Raw genomic sequence first — 1,377 nt, forward strand, 5'->3', positions numbered from 1 at the left:
TCAGTCGATCACATCGGGTTAGTTTGAGTGTCTGCTTGGAGAAGATATGCACTCGTCCCCAGCAGACAACGAACTAAAAGAGGAACATCTGCTTAATTTCGTCGTCAGCAGTCTTGATGAGGAGCTCTCGCTGGATCTCGGAGATAACGTTGAGGTCACGGCTGAGAAGCTCTACGAGGTTCTCGCCGGTGCCAGCACCGGCGGAACCTCAATCAATCACGTCTGTGATACTACTGAGGACTCACCACATCCCAATACGGTTCGTGGACATCTCACCGATCAGTTTGATCTCGACTCCGTGGAGTCGGTTGGAGACACGCTCCTCCAACGAGATACGCTTGAGACACTCCCTGATCGACCGGTGGAGGTCTGTACTGACCTCCACCTCGACCCCTACTACGGTGAAGAGGAGGAGACAGAGGCACTGTATTTCTCGAAAGCGAAACGTGGTACTACGGCATTTCACGCCTATGCGACGCTCTACGCACGAGTACGAAACAAGCGGTATACCTTGGCGGTTCGCCAGCTCACCGCTGGCGAAACCACCGGTGATGTCCTCGGTGAGTTCCTCGAACTGCTTGACGGCCTTGACCTCGGCGTCAAGGCCGTCTACCTCGACCGTGGATTCTACAATAGCACCTGTCTCACCCTGCTGTACGCCTACAATTACGCCTACGTCGTTCCGATCATCAAATGGGGCGAAACGATACAGGACGAACTCAACAGAGGGTGGAGCCGTGAAATTGAGCATGAACTCGCCGGGAAAGTGACGTTTCCTGTGTTCATCGACTGCGTCTACCAGCGAGGACGATACGACGAGCACGGGGTGGCGCGTCACGGCTACGCCGCTGACGCGCCGTTTATCGACACATCACGTGATGCCAGACACCACTACAGCAAACGGTTTGGCATCGAATCGAGCTACCGATTAGTCAAGCAAAGCCTCGCTATGACCAGTTCTCGTGACGCTGGATTGCGGCTGCTGCTGTTTGTTGTGAGCCTCGTCCTCCAGAACAGCTGGCGATACCTCCATTGGAAGTACGTGGCGGCGCCGCGACGCGGCGGCCGCCACCTCTGGGAGTGGTCGTTCCTCGAATTCTGTGAGATGGTACTCCGAGCAGCGTGGACAGTGCTTGGCGTTCGTCGATCTGTTCCAGCGAATCAAACACTGGACGAGCGGTTCTTCCGATAGTTGTCGCCAACATGGGCGGCAGTCGTGAGTGGCGACACTGTCGCGTCGGCGGCAGATCGCCGCCGACAGCGACGGCCGAGACCAGAAGCTCCTGTTCACGATACCTTGACGCTCAGATAGCTACCGAAACTACCGATTTAGCCTCCACTATCGGAGACAGTGAACTTCTCAATGTGATCGACTGA

Annotated in this window: 1 protein-coding gene; it reads left to right on the plus strand. The window is 55.9% G+C overall.

Annotation, left to right across the window (positions count from 1 at the left end):
* Positions 1 to 46 precede the first annotated feature (46 nt).
* Positions 47 to 1,192, plus strand: coding sequence for an ISH3 family transposase (locus DP106_RS15065; protein WP_120086620.1), 1,146 nt, complete (start codon positions 47 to 49; stop codon positions 1,190 to 1,192).
* The last annotated feature ends 185 nt before the right edge of the window (positions 1,193 to 1,377 follow it).

This window comes from Halonotius pteroides (genome assembly GCF_003605635.1).
Lineage (GTDB): Archaea > Halobacteriota > Halobacteria > Halobacteriales > Haloferacaceae > Halonotius > Halonotius pteroides.